We start from the raw sequence: 21,023 nt of genomic DNA, 5'->3' as shown, positions 1-21,023 counted from the left end.
TGAAGGTGTATCATAAATGACATTATTTTTCTATTTCAATTTGTGTTCCTTTGAGCCAGTGTTTGTATTCTTCTCCATAATAAAGGTATACTGCGCTTGCAGGTGCAGTATAAGATCCCGCAACTTCAGCTTTTAAGTCTATCGCAATTTTTTTCTTCTCAAAGCGATTAAATGTTCTCCAATAAATGACAAGGAAATTTTCTGAAATCTCATAAAAATCAATTTCTTTCTTTTCTACTAGTTCCTTGAGTTGCCAAATTTGTGGTGTAGCTCCAGAAGGTATTCCTATGATGGAAGTAACCATTCCAGTAGGTTTTGAGTCTGTGTTTTCTACAGTAACATTCATTCTGATGTTGTCACCTACTTTTATAGGTTGAGAAACGATTTCTGTAATGAGTTCTAATGATCCTTTCGCTTTTTCTTGTGGAGTACTACTTTCCCAGTATGTATCTATACTGTATGGAAGTACTATTTTTGTATCATCGTAGCGTATGTTAATAGCTAGTTTTCCTTGAGACATATTTTCTCTGGCAATAGGAATTTCCATCTTACCAGTGGTGTTTTTATCAATTTTATAAGATGTTTCAGTGCCGTTATAGGATACATATATAAGCGGATCTGAATTTTTAGTTGCTTCTTTTTGAGTTTTTGCAAATGCAATCAATGCTTTTAATGATAATACCGTTGCTTGTGTAGATCCAAAACGACCATAGGTACGTTGTTTAGAAATGTAATTAATACACTTGAAGATAAGTTTCTTATCTGGTTTTTCTTCTTTTAATAAAGCGCTTGTAATAAGTGCAACAGTTTCTGTTATTTTGTCACGGCCGTAAGAGTGCGTTATTGTTTGTTCAATAGGGAGTTCTTTAAAAGAAGTATCCTTTATAACTGCTTTTAGCTTTTCTATAAGTTGCAAGGACTCGTTTTTTCTACCCATTGCAAATGCAGCATTTACCATAAGCGCCATTCTATAAGTATCTTCAGAAGTTAATGCCTCCTCTACACTTGTATTAAATTCTTTAGAGATTTGATAGTTAAGTCCAGCATTAGCAAGCGCATAGATGATATAAGCGTTTGTAATATTTTTAGAAACTTTTGAAAAACCAGAGTGTCCATTATTGCCGTGAAATCCTCCTTTATTGTCTTTGTGTTTTAATAACCACGTTGTCGTTCTATCAATGAGTTTTTGATCTACATCGGGATATATTTTTTTCATGTCTGTAAATTCAAGAATACCATAAGCCGTTAAACCATCATCGGCGGGAGCTTCTCCAAACCAATCAAACCCTCCGCTTTTTACTTCATAACTTTTTAGCTTTCTATAACCTTTGCGTATATATTGCATGGCTTTTTTTTCTGCTTCTGGATTTGAAATACCCATGTCTTTAAAATATTGCATGACAAGTACATTGGGATAGATGGTAGCTGAGGCTTGCTCAAAACAACCATATGGTTTACGTATTAATCCTTCTATTCCATCAAATACTTGTGCTGTAATATCTGTGTATATAGTGATTTTTCCAGTTTCGGAAGAAGGGATATAATCTTTAAGATCTAATGTGTATGAAGCAGATTCTAAGCTAGAAACACTGGCTTCATTAGGAAAGAAAGGAGATGTGATAACTACTTCTTTACTAATAGCATCTTTGTAATTTTCGGTGTCAGCAGTAATCACAATACGACTAGATGTTGTTATTGCTGTAGGGATAATAGAAGCGTAGATTACTTTAAACCCTTTGGCAGGAATAGTGATGTGATCTTCAGAAGGGAAATCTAATAATGTTATAGATGATGGAAGCTCAATGTTGACTTTTGCTTGAATAGCTTTGTCTTGTTTGTTTCTAATAGTAATTGGAATTTGAACCGTATCTCTTGTTGATAGATATGGAGGAATCTTTACGTCTAGATTCAGTAATTTTATTGTGCTAATATCTGTCTCCGAACGTCCCAATGCGCTTGTGTGGCTAACGCCTTCAGTTGTTATTTTAAAAGAAGTTACAGCATCTGATGTGTAAAATTTAAATGTAGCTTTGCCTTCATTATTCGTTTGAACTACGGGGTTCCAATAAATGGTATTTCTAAAGTCATCACGTTGCTCAGGAATGACGGCATTATTATATATAGGCATGTAGAAACGTTTGCTTGTATTATGATATACCTTATTTCTATACGTATTTAAGTTTTTAATCGCATAGGTAACATCAGGGTAATCTTTACGCCATCTCTTTTTTATACTGTAACGATGAGTTTTATTCTTTGTAGTAATGACAATCACTCCATTTCTACCTGCAGTTCCATATAGTGTGGCTGCTGCTAGCCCTTTTAAAACATTGACAGAAGCTATATTTTCTGGGTCAAGATCTAAAAAACGACCTCCATTAACTTGAGAAGATGCGATAGATGAATAATCAAAAGGAACACCATCTACTATGAATAGTGCTTGATTGCTTCCAGAAACACTATTGTAACCTCTTATAACAACATTGGTAGCACTTCCAGAGGCTCCGCTTTGCGAGGTGATGTCAATACCAGATACTTTTCTAGAAAGTAAACGTGCTAAATTACTTTCGCTTTGAAATTCTATCTCATCAGAATTTACCTCACTTACAGCATAACCTACTGATTTTTTTTCTCTTTTTATACCATAACCAGTAACGACTACTTCACTTAGGGCATTCTCAGATGCTAGTAATGATGTAGATGCATTTGCGTTTACAGCAAACTTCTTTTTAGCTGTTTTTTTATTGATGTTGTTCTTGTTTTTATTACGAAGTATTTGTCTTGTTTTAGTGTCCAAATATCGATTGTTATTTTGGCTGTAGGCAAATGATTCTTGCGTGCGGCTTATCGGTGCTGAGTCATGAATAAAAAGAGGGGTTTTGTCATCTGTATACGCAATAAGTGTATAGTTACCATATGGGTTGTTTGTGTTTAATTGAAATTGAGCCACGCCTTCTTCATTTGTTTCAAGCGTCCAAACGTCGTCACTATACCTTTTAGTAAGAAGTAGTTTGGCTTTTACTGGATTGTTTAATGAATCTGTTATAAACACCCTACGTAATGCGGGTATTTCTGGAGCAAAGGTTGCTTTTGTGATTTCAGGAGGCATCGTTTGTAAATAAGATCGCCATCCATGTGTGAGAAGTAGATATTCTAAAGCCTTTTTCGCCTTCTTTTCTTTAGCATCAAAGTAAAAATTAGGCTTGTATATAGATCCTTGTAATTCTGATGATACTAAAAAGTAAGATTCAATAGTATCTTGTCTGTCATCTGCAAAACTGAGCAATGCATTGTCAGCAACAGCTATTGATAAATTTGCGGCAACAGGTTTGTCTTGTACAGCTGTTTTTACTGTAACGACTACGGAATCTCTTAAGTTATAGTGTTCTTTATCTACACGAACTGTAATATCTAACGCTTTGTCGTAGTTAACAAAAACAAGTCGTTCTGAAACAATTTGATCATTAGAGGCTATCAATGAGAATTTTGTAATTCCTCTAGCAATGGAATCTACAGGAACTTTAATAATTGTTTCCTCGGAATTTACTTTTACTGTGGTTTCATAACATTGTTGTAATACATCAGAAGCGACAAGTTGTAATTCTTGAATTGAGGTGCTATGTATCGTAAAAGTTGCGATGTTATTCTCTAAAGATGCTAAGTGAAGTGTAGTTCCTTCTTTCTGAATCTTCTGTATAGGATATGCAATCGTAGATGTAAAAGGTTTTGTGATGAAAGCAGTATAGGTTTCATTTGATTTTGGAGTAAGTTCAAAACTTCCCATACCATTGTGAAAGCTTTCAAAAGAAGTTATTTCTTCTCCTTTTGAGTTTTTGATAATACCACTTATGTCTGCAGGCTTTCCGTATGGGTTTAAAGCTTTAAAGGCAATGGTGTTTTTATAGCCTTCTAAGGCATAACCACTTTCTGGCATAAATTGTAAATCGATAGCGTCTAGTGTAATAGGAACGCTACGTGCAATAGATTCTATATTTCCTTCAAAAGGGATTTGTGCCTGTACAATAACATCTGTAGTCGATAAATCTTCAGGAAGTGAAGTCTTGAGGTTAAGAAGACCTTCTTGGGTTGTGGACGTAATTTCTTTAGAAACAATTCTTCCATCTATTGCAAGGGTGTATGTACACGGGATGCTTTTAAGTGCGTTGTTTTCTAAATCTTTTATAATGAGTTTTGCATGCACGACACTTCCAGGACCATAGGCCTCTTTTTCAAAATCAAATTTTAATTGTAAACGAGGTTGAATAATTTTTTGAACTGTAATATTTTTAGTAAAAAGTGCTTCTTCTCCAAAGTTTTTAGACCATTGTGTATACGCTTTAATGGTATATGTGCCACCTACCCAAGATGCATCAATTAGAAATTCACCATAGGTATATCCATCTTCTATAGATAGGTTTGATTTTTTAAGTACAACTCCTTTGGGAGAAACGAGTTCTACAATAATTCCCTGACTTAAAAGCGTAATGTCTTGATGTGCATTAGTAATATACCCTTTAAACCAAATGGTTTCTCCAGGAAAATAAAATGGACGATCTGTATGTAAATATGTTTTCTCTATACGATCTATAGGTTCAAAAAACTGTCCTGTAACAGTCATCGAACAAAAGAATAAAAGGATGAGTATATATAGATTTTTCATGGAGTTATATTTTTAAATTGACTTTAAAACCTATTTCAGAGACCAAAGGAGTATTGAAGAAGTTGAGAGCTTGTGCGCTGAGTCCATCAAATAGAGAAGTGTATGGAGAAGCACCATCATACTTGGAATAGGTAAGTAGATTATGTCCATATAGGATAAGTCTTATAGATTTGAATGTCTTGTATTCATAACCCTTTTTGGGTTTTATAAAATCATAAGAAATCGTTATGTCATTTAGATTGATATAAGTGCCATCTACAATTCCAGATTCTCCTACTCCAGAAAAACCATAGCGTGTCCACCTATTTGAAAGTACATCTTGATTTGGGTTTAGAAAATTAACTGGTGTTGTGTTGATAGTTCCGGAAGTATTTACGCCTTCAAAAACAAACCCTTCTGTATTTCTTAGTTGTGCAGACTCTTGAGATCTCCCAAAGTAATTAAGTACTTGCTGTGTGCCATTCCAAATGTCTCCACCTTGTCTCCAGTCTATTGTAAAAGCTATTTGTAATTGCTTTCCTATTTTAAAATGGTTGCTAAGTCCAACTTGAAAATCGGGTGTGGGATCTCCAATTATTTGTAAGTCAGTTTGTACTATTGGATATCCAGCATCGTCAATAACAACTTGATTGTTAGTATTTCTTTCAAAAGCAGTCCCAACAATAATCCCTGCAGGCTGTCCCACAATAAGGTTCTGTCGAATGTTAGAAAAACCACTAATAGGCACTCGGGTAGTATTTGAGTTTATTTTTGTGACATTGGTTCTGTTTTTTGAAAAAGTAATTCCAGTGTGCCAATGCAATTTTTCTTTACGTATGTGATCAATACCTAAATGAATTTCTATGCCTTTATTTTCTACGGTAGCTACATTAGCAAGTGTATAATTAGCATCTAGTACAGGAAATACAACATTGCTTCGCGTTTCTGCAAAAAAGTTAGTGTCCAGTGAAAAATGATTTCTAAAAAAACGGAAATCATTCCCTATTTCAAATCGAGTAATATCTTCTAGTTGTAAAGAGCCTTCCGTAAATAAATCATTATTTGCAGTGTATGTAAGTGTGTTTTCAGGTAAGAAGTTTAAACTGTTATGACTTGTATTCCCATAGAGTAAAGGGCTATTTGCATTAGAGAATGAATATCCTGTGGAGACTCCCCAATAGTTTATGAAATTAAGAATATAAAGTTCATCTAATACGTGTTTTAAATTGGCAAATAGCTTCACGCTTGGTTGCCATAATGCATCTTCTTGAAGTGTAGAGATATAACTCGTATTCCCTAAAGTGAGATCAAGATCTTGATAATCAAAAATAGGAATGCCAAAAGTAATACTGTTTAAAAGTTCATAATTAGTGCGTTGCGGAGTACGCTTTCGCGAAAGCGTATTTAACCCTACAACTTCATTAAAATCATAATCTAGTTGCTCATTTGATATAGAAAAACGTGATAAACTCATAATGTCTATCTCTGAGATTATAAAATTTGTAGTAAACTTTGCAAAGCCTTCTACTTTTGTGTTGTGTATCGTTTTTTGAGAAGCATATCCGTCAAGAAAACCAGCAGTAGCATTAGGGAGACCAAAACGCTGTTTGTGGTTATTGTATGTAAATGAACCTCCTAATGTAAGTTGTAAATCGCCTGTAAATGGTCTTTTGATAGCAACAGCTGTAGATAAACTTGAAGTACTGGATTTGTTTCTGTGCGTATCTAATAACCAAAGTGGATTGTTGTATATGTTTGGGGCAAAACTGCGTTGTGTTCCATCTGCTAATGCAATTCCTTGTGTGGTATCAAAACTAGATGGAGTGATGTAATTTTGGAATAGTAAGAGGTTCTGAAAACCATTTATGTTGGGTTGATTATCAACAGTTGATCCGAATTTTATACTAGAATCTAAATTCCATTGCTGACCATTTCTTGAGTAATTTGCTCCTGCAAGAATATTTTGAGTATTCTCTCTTCCAAATACGTCTTTAATAGTCGCATATTTAAAGTTTCCACTAAGAGAGCGGAAGTTTTCGTTATCTATAGAGAATCTGATAAAATGCTCATCTCTATGACTATTCTGGAATAAGGTGTTTGTGTAAGGAATAGCGTTATTGTTTGCGTCTCCTAAAGGGATGAGACGACCATTCGTGTCATAATCATAAATGCTATTGTCAAAACCTAATTCAGACAAGCGCGGTCCAAATGAAAATACAGTGCCAGTCTCTGGACCTTCCCAGTCAATACCATTAGATCCTTGTGCAAAAATACGTTGAAGCTTTGGTAGATTCTTATCTTGAATAAATCGTTGTGCTGATCCTCCTATATATTCAATTTCATAGCTGTAAAACCGAGGTCTTTGCTGGTATATTTTTACCTCTTTATCAGTAGTTTTAAATTGAGCAATGCGATAAAGGTCTTTGCCATATCCATAGTGTTTTTTCTTTATGGGGTCTTGGTCTTTTGGGTTGAATATGAGTTTCTTGGGTAAGGAGCGTACATTCTCTTTATAATCTTCATGTCGCATAAGACGAACAGGCTTAGATTTTACAAGAAGTATGGCTTCTTCATATACGTCACTGAACATATTTTCAGTGACTAAGATTTCTCTAGTTTTATAACCTATATAACTGATTACAAGAATATCTCCTACACTACATTCTATGGAGTAGATGCCATCAAAATTGGTCACTGTACCGTTTTGAGTTCCTTTTACAAGAATAGTAACACCGGGAAGTGGACCATTTTCTTCTTCTAGTATACCAGATACAGTTCCTGTCTGAGAAAATAAAGTAGTACAGCATATCACACATATAAAAACTAAGATTTTTCTCATGGGTTAAATGGTTATTAGTTGTGACCAAAAGTAATTTTACCCTAGGGAGATAAAAACAAGTAATGAGGGAAGTATCCTTTTGAGTGAGGGAAGTGTTTTTTGCTAATTCCATTTTTTAGTGAGATCTGTAGTCTAGCACCCTTTTTTAAAATGAATAGGCTGTAAATTATGTGGCCAATATATATTAGAGTACATTCGCAACCTAACTAACCTCCCTGATTATAAATGAATTATTTTCTGATGTACCTTGGAATTGCTGTATTCTTAGGTTTCTTGACTCATTATGTCTTAAAATTTATAAAGCATAAATCCTTATATCCATTTATGCCATTTAAGTATAATTTTAGAAGAAGGAGGGTTACCTTTGATAAAACACTCTCTTTATTATCAGAACGAAACATCAAAACAATCATAGAGACAGGAACCTCTAGAAAAGGATTGACCAATACAAAAGGAGATGGAGCAGGAACTTTTGTGTTTGGGAAGTGGGCAAAAGAAAATGATGCAAAATTATTCTCTGTAGATATTAATGGAGATGCTGTCAAAGAGTGTAAAGTAGAAGTAACACATCAAGAACTTCAAGATACAGTCACTGTGGTATTAGATGATTCTTTAAATTTCTTAGACGCATTTGAAGATACGGTAGATTTTCTATACTTAGATAGTTATGATTATTGTAAGGTAGATACAGTTATCCAAGAGAAAAGCCAAGAACATCATTTAAAGGAATTTATGGCAATTGAACAACAATTGCATAAAGACACGATTGTACTCATAGATGATTGTGGCTTACCTGGCGGCGGAAAAGGAAAAACAGTAGTTCCTTATATGGAACAGAAAGGTTGGGAAGTATTAATAGACGCTTACCAAATACTCTTAGTTCATAAAGATAGTCTTTAAGGTAAGTTGTATCATATCATTTGTGGTATGTGGTTTTGAAGATTCAAAAAAGATCGTGGTGTCTTTATGTATACTCTCTATTAAGTAGTATCCTCCTTTAAAATAACATTGTTGGACAATAACCTCTAGTCCAGAATTAGCTTCCATAAGTTGATGAGGGTATATAAGAGATGTCTTAGAAAGATCTGTTGCTGATGGATCAAACCAATGAGTGGGAAGTTCATTTACTTCCCCAAAAAGCGAAGCGATATAATGTGTTTTAGGATTTTTATATAACTCTTTTGTAGTCGCATTTGCAATAACTTCTCCTTCTCTAATAACAATTGTTTGATCCATGTAAGATAAAATATCTGTGCTATCATGCGTGGCAACAATACAGGTAATGTGTCGTTTTTTGAGATATGAAAAGAGTTTTCTTCTCAACCTATTTTTTCTAAAATTATCAATATGAGAAAAAGGTTCGTCTAATAATAGGATTTTTGGCTCCTTTGCGAGTGCTTGTGCGAGTGCTACGCGTTGTTTCTGTCCTCCTGAAAGTGTTTTTACATGCGCTTTCGCGAAAGCGGACATCTCCACCACCTCCAATAACTCCTGTGTGCGTTGTGCACTTTCTTCGGGATATAAACGGGAAAGGAATTTTTGTATGTTTTCTTCCACCGAAATGAAAGGCATTAAATCAAAATCCTGTGATAAATACTTGATAAAAGGCATTCCCGGTACTAGGTTGTCTTTAGGGCCTGTAATCTGAGTATCCTTCCAAAAAATAGTGCCAGTATCGGTATCATAAAGACCATAAATTAATTTAAGTAAAGTCGTCTTTCCGCAGCCACTTTCCCCAATAATAGATACATGAGTTCCTTCTTCTATCTGAAGATTTAGATTCTGTAAAGAGAATCGATCTGAAATGGCATAAGAAACATTAGTGATACGAAGCATATAGGTACAAAGGTAGCTGTTGTCGTACTTTTTTTACCTACTTATATCGATTTTTTAGGAAATTGAAAACAGTAATCATCTCTATACTTTAAAAGAAGAATCTCTAACGATAAGATGTGTTTTTACGGTAACTGTTTTTGTGGTTATTTCATTTTTGTTGCTTTCAATCTCTTTGATTAAATACATGACAGCTGTTTTTCCGATTTTTTCACCAGGTTGATCTACAGTCGTAAGTGATGGTTGTATGATGGTAGCATGTATAGAATTACTAAACCCTACAACAGCAATCTCTTCAGGTATTTTTATGTTGTATTTATGCAAGGCTTTAATAGCTCCAATAGCAGCCGTATCTGTAATCGCAAAAATTGCATCAGGTCTTTCTTTAAGACTTAATAATATATTGGTCATCATACGCCCTTTGTATAATGAAACATCTTCTGTGCTTAAGATTATTTTTTTATCAACTTCAATATTATGTTCTTTGAGAGCTCTTAAGTATCCAGCAAATCTTTTTTCTGAATTGAATGAGTTTTCTGTTTCTTTTATAATAGCAATACGTTTTTTACCAGTATTAATGAGATGTTCTATCGCATTAAAAGCAGCTATTTCTTCATCTACTACTACTTGTGTACATGGAATTTTATGAGAGACCTTATCAAAAAGCACCAACGGAACTGTATCTAAAGTGTTCAGAATACTATCTACAGATGTTGTTTTACGTGATAAAGCTAATAAGATACCATCTACTCCAAACTGACTCATAGTGCGTAGCATTTCTGATTGTTTGTTTTCATTGTTGTTAGACTCTGAGACAATGACTTTATAACCTTTTGTTTCTGCTTCTTTAAGAATGCCTTTTAGAATCGTAGAGGTAAAATAGTGCGCAATATTAGGAACAATTACCCCTAAGATATGACTTCGTTGTGTTCTAAAACCCTGCGCAAATAAGTTAGGAGAATAGTGTAGTTTTTCTGCAAGTTGCTGTACCTTTTCTTTGGTAGCATCACTAATATCCGGGTGGTTATTTAATGCTCTTGATGCCGTAGAAATAGAGATGTCTAACTTTTTTGCAATTTCTTTAAGTGTCGTTGCTTTTCGTTTATTCATAAAATTAAAGATAAGTCAAAAAAAGAATTTTGCAATTATTCCCGCAAACGTTTGAATAGGTTTTTAAAGCTATTTCTGTAATGCCAATTAGATATTCTTATAATTTTAAGTACTCCTTAAAAATATGGAAGATGCAATACATAATATGGACGAGCCATCTTTTTTTGAAGTGTGTTATATATGAAAGAAACGTTACTAGAAAGAGCAAAACAGGTATTAGATGCAAACTATCAAGAAGGTGGATTTACCATTCCAAGTAAAGGACTATATCCCTTTCAGTGGAAATGGGATTCAGGATTTATTGCGATAGGATTAGCACATTATAATACCACAAAAGCAAAGCAAGAAATTGCCACATTATTAGATGCGCAATGGGAAAATGGATTTGTTCCTCATATTGTTTTTCATAATGAGAGTGATACCTATTTTCCTGGAGCAGATTTTCATCAATCTCATTTACATCCCTTATCTTCAAAGAAGTATAAAACTACCGGAATGACGCAGCCTCCTGTATTGGGATTTGTGCTTGAAGAAATGATGCGTATTTCAAAAGATGATAGTGATATGCTCTCTTTTATAACAGTACATATTGATAAGGTATTTGATAATCATGTGTATTTCTATAAAAACAGAGATCCTCATCAAGAAGGATTAGTCTATATCTATCACAATTGGGAATCGGGAACAGATAATTCTCCAGTTTGGGATGAGATATGGGAAGGTATTGATGCTCCTGAATATACTTTTGAAAGAAGAGATACTACACATGTTGACCCATCGCAAAGACCTTCAAATAGAGAATACAATCACTATTTGCATATTATCGAAATTGCAAAATCTCATCAGTATAACGATCAAAAAATAGCAGTACATTCTCCCTTATTAATACAAGATCCTCTTTTTAATGCAATGCTTATTAAATCTAATGAATCTTTAATAGCGTTATATGAGCGTATTGGGAATAATGAAGAAAAAATTGCTTATCTCAAAAAGTGCCAAGCTAAAAGTATAGCAAGGTTTAATGAAAAACTATTTGATGAGACATTAGGAGCTTATATCTATTATGATTTGAGAAATGATCAACCCATGCCCTATATTACCTCTTCTTCTTTTGCTCCTTTGTTTGCTGGGATTCCTAATGAAGATCAGGCAAAACAACTTTTAAACGTATTGTTACAAAAATTTAGAGGAGAGGAGCAATACCTCTGTGCTTCTTTTGATCCAACAAGTACTTTATATAATCCTAAAAAATATTGGCGAGGTCCTATATGGATGAATTTGAATTGGATTCTTTATAAAGGACTCAAGCGATATGGTTTTAAAGAAACTGCAAATACAGTAAAAATGGATTCTATTAGTCTTATAGAAACTTATGGTTTTTATGAATATTTTGATGCTAGAAAAGAGTTGCCATCTGGAGATAGTAGAGCTTATGGAGGAAATAATTTCTCTTGGAGTGCAGCACTTTTAATTGATTTATTACATGAATGATTTTAAAATATATGATATGCGCTTTCGCGAAATTGAGCCTACGAGACCTGCCTGTCGTTAGGCAGATTCACAACCTTAGGAAGAGTGAAACGTTAAAGCGTATGAAAGAATACTCCTTTTTAGGATGAGGAAACAAATGTATACAGCTAATTGATAATCAGCTATTATGAATTATTTAGACTATCTAGTTATTGTTATTTACTTAATAGGATTTTTGGGACTTGGATATGTTTTTAAGGAAAATAAAACCTCTAGTGATTACTTTCTTGGGGGTAGAAGTATCTCTTGGTTGCCATTAAGTCTGTCTACGATGGCAACACAATTATCTGCCATTAGTTTTATATCTGCTCCTGCATTTGTAGGTTTAAAAGATGGTGGAGGATTGCAATGGCTTACCTATGAGTTTGGAGTGCCACTCGCTATGGCTTTCTTACTTATTGCAGTATTGCCTAGCCTATATAAATCAGGTATCGTAAGTGTGTACGAGTACTTAGAAAAACGATTTGATGCATCCTCAAGATTGTTAATCAGTTTTGTATTTCAAATAAGTCGCTCTGTAGCAACAGGTGTTATGGTGTATACCATGGCACTTATTTTACAAGCAACGATCGGATTAGATTTCTGGATATCAGTAGCTATTATAGGAATCATTACCATGATTTACTCTTTTCAAGGCGGAATGAAAGCTGTTATTTGGGGAGATGTGATACAAATGACAATATTATTTCTAGGCATTGTTATATGTCTTTTTTATGGATTAAGTGAGTTGGGTGGATTTGATAATTTCTTGACGCATGTAGATAAAGATAGAATCAACACGGTAGATTTCTCTAAATGGGGATTTAATAATGCTGATGGGAGTGATGCATTTGGATTCTGGCCTATGGTGATAGGAGGATTCTTTTTGTATGCTTCCTATTATGGAACTGATCAAACACAATCACAACGATTACTATCTGCTAAGAATATGCCTACTCTTAAGAAGCTATTATTAGCCAATGGCCTTTTTAGATTCCCAATTACGTTGGTGTATTGTATTATGGGGTTAGTACTAGGAACATTGTTATTTCAGGATACAAGTTTTCAAGTAGCTATGGAAAATGTATATCAAGCTAATATTGGAACACTGGAAGGGAAAAAAGCAGATTTGATGGTGCCCGTTTTTATTATTCAATATTTGCCTAATGGAGTGATAGGTATTTTGATAGTCGCTATTATGTCGGCAGCAATGTCTTCCTTGAGCTCTACAGTTAATTCACTTTCGGCTGTGACTATGGAAGATTTTATAAAGCGTTTCCAACCAAATATGGATAATAAAAAGTATATAAGTACGTCAAGACTTTTGTCTGTATTTTGGGGTCTTGTATGCTTGTTTTTTGCTTTTTTTGCAGGGAATATAGAAGGAACAGTCATTGAGGTGATCAATAAAATAAGTTCTGTTTTTTATGGCCCCATCTTAGCGGTATTTATGCTAGCAATCCTTACTAAAAAAACACATGCCTTAGGAGCAAATATTGGTATTGTAGTTGGCGTACTATTTAATGCCTACTTATGGCTATATGTACCCGAAATATTCTGGTTCTGGTGGAATGCATTAGGATGTATTATGACCATTGTTGTAGCATTAGGGGTGAGTTATATTATTAAAAGAGAGGTGAAAGAAAATGTGGAAGTGGTGTACCATTCTGGTAAAAAAGAAGTACTATTACTCGTAGGATATTTTGTATGTATTTTAATATTTAGTTTGATGTTACCTACCTTGTTAGGATAAAATAAAAGAAATGAAATTTGTAATCGCTCCTGATAAATACAAAGACTCGCTATCAGGTTTTGAATTCTGTGATGCTGTAGAAGAAGGACTTCAACGTGTTTTTCAAAACGCCGAAATTATTAAAAAGCCACTAGCAGATGGAGGGGATGGTACCATTGCAATCATAGGTCATTATCTAAATGGGAATACGCAGAGGGTAGAGGTAAATGATCCGTTATTTAGAAAAATAGAGGGCAGCTATTTATATAATGAAGCCTCTGAAACTGCTTTTGTAGAGATGGCAGAAGCCTCAGGATTAAAATTACTGAATCAAGAGGAACGTAATTGCATGTATACAACTACCTATGGTACGGGAGAACTTATTGTAAATGCCATACAAAAAGGAGCGTCTAAGATTATTTTAGGTATAGGAGGAAGTGCTACTTGTGATGCGGGTATGGGTATGGCACATGCCTTGGGGTATGATTTTTTAGATGCACAAGGAAACGTATTGTCTCCTATAGGAGCAAACCTTATCCATGTAGCACACATAAATGATTCAAGAGTACTGCCAGAATTGCATGATATCACATTTCTAGTGGCTTGCGATGTGACAAATCCGTTGTATGGGTCTAATGGATCGGCGCATGTGTATGGATCACAAAAAGGAGCCTCAGAAGCTGAGGTACTAGCATTAGATAAAGGCTTAAGAAACTATGCATCTATAGTGAATACTCTTGTAAATAATCATGTGCAAGAAATTGAAGGTGGCGGCGCTGCTGGAGGAATGGGTGTAGCAAGCTGTGTGTTTTTAAAAGCAACACTTACTTCTGGAATTGACCTGATAAAAGAATTGGCAGGTTTTGAAGAAGCTGTTCAAGAAGCCGATTGGATTATTACTGGAGAAGGACAATTGGATGAACAAACCATCTCAGGAAAGACCATTTCCGGAGTATTAGAAACTGCAAAAAAACATAAAATACCTGTAGCTGCTCTTTGTGGGAGTATCGATATATCTATACAGGATCAAGAAGATCTAGGATTAACCTATGCGACTGCTATTACTTCAGGAGTTATGACACTTCAAAAAGCCATAGCTCACAGTTATGAAAACCTTGTGATGGCTAGCTATAATTTTGCAAGAGCTCTTAAATCATAAACGTTTTATAATTAGGTGTGTTTAAGAAAGATGTTCAAAAATATGAATGATATGATATATACGCTTTCGCGAAATCGATCTTGTGAGATTCACGACCATAGGGAGAGCAAAGCGATAAAGCGTACCTAGAAATTATACCATTTATGATTAGGATTTGGTTAAATAAACGTGAAAAGATAGCACACTCAGAACGGACATCTTATTTTTGTTAAAATTTGTTTAATGGTTCGTTTCATTTTATTTATCGCAATTGTTATTGCACTTGATATATATGCCTATCAGGCTTTTCGGTTTTTAGTAAAAGGAAAATGGGGAACGATCTTATATTTTCTTATTACAGCGCTTGTCATAGGAGGACTTATCTTTCAAGTTGCTACAGGTGATAGACGTAGTTGGTCTGCAATGACACAGTTTTTTATTGTGACATTTATTATTATGATAGTCTCTAAAATCATTCTTATTGCTGTGATGTTTGGAGAAGATATCTTCCGACTCGTAGAAGGTGTCTATTATAAGTTATCTGGTAAGACTACTTCTTATTCAATTCCTTCCAGACGTAAATTTGTAAGTCAGATTGCTCTAGGTTTAATGGCAGTTCCGTTTGCCTCTATTCTTTATGGGGTTATTAAAGGACGTTATAATTTTAAAGTACTGAAATATACCTTGCATTTTGAAGATTTGCCAGATGCTTTTGATGGCTATCAAATCACGCAGATAAGTGATATTCATAGCGGTAGTTTTGATAATAAAGAAAAAGTATCTTATGCTATAGATCTTATTAATGAACAAGACAGTGATGCAATTTTCTTTACTGGAGATATGGTGAATAATTTTGCTAGTGAGATGGAACCTTGGATAGATGTTTTTTCTAAACTAAGTGCAAAAGATGGAATGTATTCAATTTTAGGAAATCATGATTATGGTGATTATTATAGGGGTTGGAGTTCTAAAGAAGAAAAGCAAAATAACTTTCAGAGATTAAAAGATATACACAATGAAATTGGGTTTGATTTAATTCTTAATGATAGTCGTTTTATCGAAAAAGATGGGCAACGTATAGCACTAGTGGGTGTAGAAAACTGGGGAGCTGGTTTTAAACAAGAAGGAGACCTTAATAAAGCTATAGGAAACATTACTTCAGATGATTTTAAAGTATTGCTGAGCCATGATCCATCGCATTGGGATCATGAAGTAGTCCCGCATAAAGATCACTTTCACTTAACTTTAAGTGGCCACACTCATGGGATGCAATTTGGAATAGAAATCCCTGGTTGGATAAAATGGAGTCCTGTAAAATGGCGTTATAAACGTTGGGCAGGCATATATGAAGAAAAAGGACAATATATAAATGTGAATAGAGGATTTGGATATTTAGCTTTTCCTGGAAGAGTTGGGATATGGCCAGAAATTACTGTGATAGAGCTTAAAAAAGGTTCAAAAACAGCATAGTGAAGATAAAATGGTATATTTGATAAGGATATTCCTCCGTTCATTAAGTACTAAATCGTAAAGGTTATGTCAAAATTTGGCGAATTAATAGACTTAAACGTTCCCGTGTTACTGGATTTCTATACAGAGTGGAATGAAGATTCTGTATCTATGCATCCTGTACTAAGGGATGTAGCGGCTGCTATGGGTGACAAAGGGAAAGTCATCAAAATAGACGTAGATAAAAATAACAAGCTTGCAGAAGCACTACGTATTAAATCACTACCTACACTTATTATTTATAAAAATGGCGAAATGAAATGGCGCCAAAGCGGAGAGCAAGATGCAAATACCTTAATAGGTATTATGCAGGAGTATGCTTCTTAGTAATTACTCACATAGGTTTAAAACAATATCCGTTTTCTAGAAAATAATCAATGACTTTAGGAAGTGCATACTTCATGTTTTTTGATGCTTTTACACTGTCGTGAAAAACAACTAAGTCACCACTTCTAGTATGCTTTATAATGTTCTGTAAACATTGCTCTGGTGTTGTGGAAGCTTCCCAATCATAAGCAACAGTTCTATACATGATGATTTGATAGCCCTTTTTACGAAGTTGTTTAGCTTGTTTCCTTTTTATTTTACCATAAGGAGGTCTAAAAAGAGGAAAGCTTGGCGACTGCTTTTCTTCTAAGTGTAATGCGTGAGTTATCGTAGTTTCTGCTAATGCAACATCATAAACATATTTTTCTGTAGTGTGTTTCCATCCTTTTAGATGGTGTTGGGTGTGATTGCCAATGGTATGTCCATCGTCAAGGATTTGTTTAAAAACCTTTGGGTGTTTTTGTACATTATCTCCAATACAAAAGAAAGTAGCTTTTATATCCTTTTGCTTAAGAAGGTTTAAGACCCATGTTGTTACTTCTGGAATAGGACCATCATCAAATGTTAGGTATATTGTTTTTTCTTTAGAAGGTTTATCCCATATATACCAAGACGGGTGCATCCATTTTATAAACGAAGGTACCCGTATAGGAAGTGGGATAAATAACCCCATATTATTGTTTTAGAATCGTATCGCTTTCAGTAGTGTCTGCTGGTATAGGAATAGATTCATCGCCAAGTATATCTTCTATACTTTCAATGTTTTCTGGTTCTTCATCGTCATAAAAGAAAGAAAATGCACGTAAATAATCATTAAACTCTTTCGCCTTCTCTTCTACAAGTTCCTCGTCTTGATTGGCTACTATTAAGTCTATAAGGCTTCTGTACTTTTCTATGTTTGTAATAATTTCTTGAGCATAATCATATTGTCTGCTTTCAGAAAGACCACTAAAATAGGTGAGCTGCTCTTGATATTTTGTAGCAAGTTGTTCCCAAAGATCCCTTGCTTTTTGTGTTTCTCCAACTTGATAATACCCACTAATATAAGGTTCTAACAATGTATAGAATTCAAAGATATCTACAGGCATTTTCTCCATAGCAAGGTCCATGAGTTCTTTAGCTTTTTCAGGATCATTTTCTATAATAAGTTGTTCAACAACACGTGCTATATTACCACGATAGGTAATTGCATTAGAACGTGTCTCACGATCGTGGTAAATATCTGGATCACCACTATTACCCCAGTACCAGTTTTTGATGATTTCATAAGACTTCTCAGAATCTATACGTCCCATGTCATATGGATTACGTTTGTCTACAGGTGTATAAATTGGAACTAGTTTAAAGCAAACTCCGTCAAGTTGTAGGTAATCTTTCATCCATAAGTAATCATCATCTCCAAAACTACCTCCTGTAAAGTAAATAGGGCGCTCCCAGTTATTAGTAGCAAGAATATCCATCATAAGAAGTCTATTCTTATATAGAATATCGCTCTTTAATTCGATATCAATATATGGTACAATCTCTTCTGCATCTCTTTCAGGAACAATATTGTTACTAAGTACTGTATTTTTATCTACAGGGATTCTTATTTTTTTACTTGGAAAAGTATTGACAAGCTTTCCATTTCTGAGTTCTTCTTGTGTTCTAGGATCATCAAGTGCAATCCAATTCAGCCATTTGTCAACAGCAGTAATATCATCTCCATCTTTTTTAATAGGAGCATAAAAAATAGCATCACGGGTACCGTAGCGGTATTTTTCATGCGTAAGAGTGCTAGGTACAGGATCACTTTTAAATGCTTTACGTTTCATTTGATCCATATACCAATCTGTATTAATAAGACTGGTATTTACAACACGCACATCTGTACGATAGCCTTCAATCTCTTGCACGTACCAAAGTGCAAATGTATCATTATCACCTATGGTAAATAAAATCGCATTCTCATCTACAGAATCTAGATATTTCCGAGCCATAGCAAGGGCTGTTTTACGTCCAGAACGATCGTGATCATCCCAATTTTCTGTAGCTAATAATACAGGTGCTGCAAATAAACAAATAACCATAGCAACGGGAACTGCTATTTTTGGCTTGATAACATCTTTTAAGATGTCAAACAATGCATATGCGCCAAAGCCAATCCACATGGCAAAGACATAAAAAGATCCTACAAGTGCATAATCACGCTCTCTAGGTTCAAAAGGCCGCTCGTTTAGATATACTTTAAGCGCTAAACCTGTAAATAAGAAAAATACAAGAAGTACTACAAAATTCTTCCAGTCTTTACTTACGTGAAATAGAATCCCTAATAATCCTAAAAGCAATGGTAAAAAATAATAGGTATTACGTGCTTTGTTTTTTGTTACATCCGAAGGTAGATTATCCTGCGGACCTATAAATAAACTATCCACCCAATTGATTCCACTAATCCAGTTTCCGTTAAAATCATCTCCTTGTCCTTGAATATCGTTTTGACGTCCGGTAAAGTTCCACATAAAATAACGCCAATACATATATCCAAACTGATAACTGAACATATATGAAATGTTATCTCCAAAAGAAGGCTTTTCTACATCTAGGTAGTATTGTCCAATTTCACTTTTTAGGAATGCATTATATCCTTCATAGTCTACTTTCCCTTGAGCATAATCTAACTTAAATTGCATGACAATATCTTGTAATTCAGGTTCGCCAGCATATTCTGCTTTAATGCTAAAATCAAGAGGTCCAGTGTACTGCATGTAATTTGCATTGTGTTCTGGGCTCCACATACGAGGTAAAAATGCTTTATGTGCATCGTCAAGATTCTGGCCTGCATTACGCCATTCATTTACAACCACATATTTTCCTAATTTTTCATCCTTTTCATATTTCTTTTTTTCGTCTACATAGGGATTGTCAGGGTCTAGTCCTGAGTAATCAGAAGTAAACTGAGGTCCATAAAAAAGATGTGTTTCTGGATATTGCTCACGATTATAATACGCTAATAATTCACGCGCATTATTAGGGTTGTTTTCATTAATAGTCGTTCCAGCATTGGCTCTAATAGGTAACATAAGCCAACTTGAGAATCCTATGAATATAAATAATATACATAGCAATACCGTGTTTAAAGCAGGCTTGTTATGCTTTCGCGAAAGCGTAAACCCATAATAAAAAAGTCCCGCTAATAATAAGGCTGCGATAATAGTACCGCTATTAAATGGTAGCCTGAGTGTATTGACAAAAAATACTTCTAGATGCCCAAATATGGCAAGTGTATATGGTAATAAGAATTTAAAGATAAATAGTAATACAGCCACTACAACGACAAGTGCAATAATGAAATTTTTTGCAGTAACCTCTTTTGTGTTTTTAAAATAATATAATAATCCTATTGCTGGAATAGTAAGAAGTCCCATGAAGTGAATTCCAAATGACTGTCCTACAATAAATGCAATAAGAATAAGCCATCTGTTACCACGTGGTTTGTGCATGTCACGTTCCCAAAGTAAGCCTAGGTAAAATAATAAAGAGAGGATAAAAGCGGCAGGCGCATATACCTCTGCTTCGACAGCATTAAACCAGAAACTATCTGTAAAACTAAAAGCAAGTGACCCAATAGCAGCGCTTCCAAGTACTGCATATTGCTTGGAAGTAGTCATTACTTCTGTGTTGATGTGTAATAATTTTCTAATTAATAAGGTAAGTGACCAAAACATAAAAAGAATGGTGAAGGCACTTGTCAAGCATGAAAGATAATTTACAGCGAGTGCGATATAGGTGCTATCTGGTGCAAAAATAGAAACAAAAGCTCCTAATATTTGGTAAAGAGGCGCTCCAGGAGGGTGACCTATCTCTAATTTGGAAGATGTTGAGATGTATTCTCCAGCATCCCAGAAACTTGCTGTAGGCTCCACAGTAAGAGAGTATACAAGTAATGCGATGGCAAAAACACTCCATCCGACTATTTTATTCCACTTCTTAAAGTTGAATTCTGTCATGTTCTTATTTTTTTTGCAATGTGGCGAAGTTAAGAATATCAGCCAACTTCAGCGTTAATTTTTTCAAAACGTGTAAAAAAGTTGTAATATTTTTCAAAATAAGTTTGCATACCAAAAAGTTTGGTTTAAATTTGCATCCGCTAACACGATATTGGCCTATGGTGTAACTGGCAACACGTCTGGTTTTGGTCCAGAAGAGTCTAGGTTCGAGCCCTAGTAGGCCAACTTAAAAACCCTCAGAAAATAAAAGTTCTGAGGGTTTTTCTTTTTTTGTGTAAACGTAAAATAGTGTTGAGAAGTTTATCTAGCGCACTGTCAAAGGAAACGGATCAAGACCAATTGTTGTGTTTATGCAAATATTCTAGTTAATCTAAAGAGGAAGAATTCTACATTTTTGACAC

General features: G+C 34.6%; 12 protein-coding genes and 1 tRNA gene. 7 read left to right on the top strand and 6 right to left on the bottom strand.

The window, feature by feature from the left end:
- Nucleotides 1-22 precede the first annotated feature (22 nt).
- The gene (locus Q1A01_RS13510; RefSeq protein ID WP_299681695.1) at nucleotides 23-4,660 is read right to left on the bottom strand and encodes a TonB-dependent receptor plug domain-containing protein; all 4,638 of its coding nucleotides are present in this window, start codon (nucleotides 4,658-4,660) and stop codon (nucleotides 23-25) included.
- A gap of 4 nt (nucleotides 4,661-4,664) precedes the next feature.
- Nucleotides 4,665-7,478 (bottom strand): carboxypeptidase-like regulatory domain-containing protein, encoded by a 2,814-nt coding sequence (locus Q1A01_RS13505; protein WP_299681692.1) that lies wholly within the window; start codon nucleotides 7,476-7,478, stop codon nucleotides 4,665-4,667.
- Nucleotides 7,479-7,802: 324 nt separating this feature from the next.
- Between Q1A01_RS13505 and Q1A01_RS13500 the strand changes: the two genes are divergently transcribed.
- Nucleotides 7,803-8,378 (top strand): class I SAM-dependent methyltransferase, encoded by a 576-nt coding sequence (locus Q1A01_RS13500; RefSeq protein WP_299681689.1) that lies wholly within the window; start codon nucleotides 7,803-7,805, stop codon nucleotides 8,376-8,378.
- Here Q1A01_RS13500 and Q1A01_RS13495 read toward each other — a convergent pair.
- Both Q1A01_RS13495 and Q1A01_RS13490 read right to left on the bottom strand, forming a co-directional pair.
- On the bottom strand, nucleotides 8,355-9,314 hold the full coding sequence (locus tag Q1A01_RS13495; RefSeq protein WP_299681686.1) for an ABC transporter ATP-binding protein: 960 nt from the start codon (nucleotides 9,312-9,314) through the stop codon (nucleotides 8,355-8,357). The two genes, Q1A01_RS13500 and Q1A01_RS13495, sit on opposite strands and share 24 nt — an antisense overlap.
- A gap of 81 nt (nucleotides 9,315-9,395) precedes the next feature.
- Entirely contained in the window at nucleotides 9,396-10,421 is a 1,026-nt protein-coding gene (locus Q1A01_RS13490) for a LacI family DNA-binding transcriptional regulator (RefSeq protein WP_299681683.1), read from the bottom strand.
- 180 nt (nucleotides 10,422-10,601) lie between these two features.
- Here Q1A01_RS13490 and Q1A01_RS13485 point away from each other — a divergent pair, with 180 nt between their 5' ends.
- The 5 genes from Q1A01_RS13485 to Q1A01_RS13465 all read left to right on the top strand — a co-directional run bounded on the left by Q1A01_RS13485 (nucleotide 10,602) and on the right by Q1A01_RS13465 (nucleotide 16,636).
- The gene (locus tag Q1A01_RS13485) at nucleotides 10,602-11,912 is read left to right on the top strand and encodes a trehalase family glycosidase (RefSeq protein ID WP_299681680.1); all 1,311 of its coding nucleotides are present in this window, start codon (nucleotides 10,602-10,604) and stop codon (nucleotides 11,910-11,912) included.
- 166 nt (nucleotides 11,913-12,078) lie between these two features.
- Nucleotides 12,079-13,683 (top strand): sodium:solute symporter, encoded by a 1,605-nt coding sequence (locus Q1A01_RS13480; protein ID WP_299681677.1) that lies wholly within the window; start codon nucleotides 12,079-12,081, stop codon nucleotides 13,681-13,683.
- Nucleotides 13,684-13,693: 10 nt separating this feature from the next.
- Entirely contained in the window at nucleotides 13,694-14,821 is a 1,128-nt protein-coding gene (locus Q1A01_RS13475) for a glycerate kinase (RefSeq protein WP_299681674.1), read from the top strand.
- Between the two features lie 222 nt (nucleotides 14,822-15,043).
- Nucleotides 15,044-16,270 carry a metallophosphoesterase gene (locus tag Q1A01_RS13470; protein ID WP_299681671.1) on the top strand — a complete coding sequence of 409 codons (1,227 nt, stop codon included), beginning with the start codon at nucleotides 15,044-15,046 and terminating at the stop codon, nucleotides 16,268-16,270.
- 66 nt (nucleotides 16,271-16,336) lie between these two features.
- The gene (locus Q1A01_RS13465) at nucleotides 16,337-16,636 is read left to right on the top strand and encodes a thioredoxin family protein (RefSeq protein WP_089369633.1); all 300 of its coding nucleotides are present in this window, start codon (nucleotides 16,337-16,339) and stop codon (nucleotides 16,634-16,636) included.
- A gap of 7 nt (nucleotides 16,637-16,643) precedes the next feature.
- On the opposite strand, the gene Q1A01_RS13460 is transcribed toward Q1A01_RS13465, so the two are convergent.
- Both Q1A01_RS13460 and Q1A01_RS13455 read right to left on the bottom strand, forming a co-directional pair.
- Nucleotides 16,644-17,309, bottom strand: coding sequence for a polysaccharide deacetylase family protein (locus Q1A01_RS13460; protein WP_299681665.1), 666 nt, complete (start codon nucleotides 17,307-17,309; stop codon nucleotides 16,644-16,646).
- A 1-nt stretch (nucleotide 17,310) separates the two neighbouring features.
- Nucleotides 17,311-20,622 carry a DUF2723 domain-containing protein gene (locus Q1A01_RS13455; protein WP_299681662.1) on the bottom strand — a complete coding sequence of 1,104 codons (3,312 nt, stop codon included), beginning with the start codon at nucleotides 20,620-20,622 and terminating at the stop codon, nucleotides 17,311-17,313.
- Between the two features lie 152 nt (nucleotides 20,623-20,774).
- On the opposite strand from Q1A01_RS13455, the gene Q1A01_RS13450 reads away from it, so the two are divergent.
- A tRNA-Gln gene (locus Q1A01_RS13450) sits at nucleotides 20,775-20,847 on the top strand.
- Nucleotides 20,848-21,023 lie beyond the last annotated feature (176 nt).

This window comes from uncultured Dokdonia sp. (assembly GCF_947492815.1).
Classification (GTDB): Bacteria; Bacteroidota; Bacteroidia; order Flavobacteriales; family Flavobacteriaceae; genus Dokdonia.
This window is presented reverse-complemented; position numbering and strand designations above follow the sequence as displayed.